The organism is Pseudomonas sp. 2822-17 (genome assembly GCF_002742485.1).
GTDB lineage: Bacteria > Pseudomonadota > Gammaproteobacteria > Pseudomonadales > Pseudomonadaceae > Aquipseudomonas > Aquipseudomonas cyclaminis.
In genome coordinates this window covers 1-1291 of record NZ_LJRZ01000329.1, presented here as the reverse complement: position 1 = coordinate 1291, position 1291 = coordinate 1, and the positions used below count along the sequence as shown (strand labels likewise).

At 56.3% G+C, this 1291-nt stretch carries 1 protein-coding gene and 1 pseudogene; both read left to right on the top strand.

Annotated elements, in window-relative coordinates:
• Positions 1–341, top strand: a pseudogene (locus tag AOA60_RS08340) (sel1 repeat family protein); the annotation flags it as partial.
• 3 nt (positions 342–344) lie between these two features.
• The coding region (locus tag AOA60_RS08335) for a DUF6396 domain-containing protein (protein ID WP_099584018.1) at positions 345–1291 on the top strand (947 nt) is incomplete at its 3' end.

Sequence of the window (1291 nt, the reverse complement as noted above, 5' to 3'; positions counted from 1 at the left end):
CTCGGCCAAAACCCAGCGAAGCACTGATCCAGCAGCTAGCCAAGGCCAAACTCCTGGAACCGGCAACCGGCAGAGCTACCCCCGACTCTCCCGCGTTCATCAAGGCCAGCCACCTCGAACCGACCTGCTCCAGCGGCCAGGCCTGCCCCCAGACTGGCTACTGGCAAGCATTCAGTCTGAGTCGCAATGTTTACTTGCGGTTCAACGATGGCACCGTCCGCCGTTTCGAAGAGAACGAGATCATGCCCACGCTGAAGGTTCAGAGTCACAAATCCCGCTTTTTGCTGCCCGACATCATCACGGTCAGTGAAGAAAATATTGAATGGCAACTGCTGGGGTAAGGTATGAAAAAAAGGTTCCTCCTGCTGGCAAGTCTGCTGCTGGCTGCCTGCGATAACGGCAGCACCCCGACTGACCGGCCCCAGTTCATTTCCGTGAACCCGCTGACCGAGATCAAAACCAGGCTGGCCTTTACTTGTGTACATGAGCAAATCCCCGCGCCGTACGCCGAAACCGATGAGCTGTTCCAGTACGCGCGCTGGCTACAAAAAAACAACCTGCTCAAGCAGGACAAAAGTGTGGATGCCGAGATAGAGCGGCTGTACCGAATTGCTGCCGAAAATGGCCATTACAAGGCCAATATCAACCTGCAAAACGGCGCCATGCGCGGTCAGTTCGCGCTCCGTGGCGCGGATCACCTGCGTCTGAGCCAGCAACTGATCGAGGCAAACGTGGCAACGGGGTACTACTTTATTGGCCTCTTTCTGAAAAGCGGTTCAGCAGGACTGAAGCAGGATACGGCCATGTCGTTGCGCTATTTTCGAAAAGCGGCCGATCAGGGCAGCGCGCAAGCCCAGTACGATGTGGGGGACATATTGGCGCCAATCGGCATTGCTCCGAACATTGCCCGGCAGATGCGCCGCTGCTCCGCCGAACAGGGCAATGGCAAGGCCGCCAGGGAGCTAGGAGTTGACCTGTCGACGGATGGACAGTATCAGGAGGCGCTTGAGGCATTTCAACTTGGATTAATTGCAGGTGACAGCACCTCGGCTTCCTTTCTAAGCAAAGGTTTCATAGGACCCAAGTCGGATGATCGTTTGTACTACCTTGGCCAACAGGAGGATCTTGAACGTGCAGAACGTTATAAAAAAATCTGGCGGACTCTCGCAAACTACTCCTACGCCGACCCAAAAGTCCCCGAAATCAACGAAATCCTCCCCCTCCCCCCCGCCAAACTCCCCGCCTGGGACGGCAAGCTGCAATGGCTGGAAGCACGCCTGGCCAATATCCC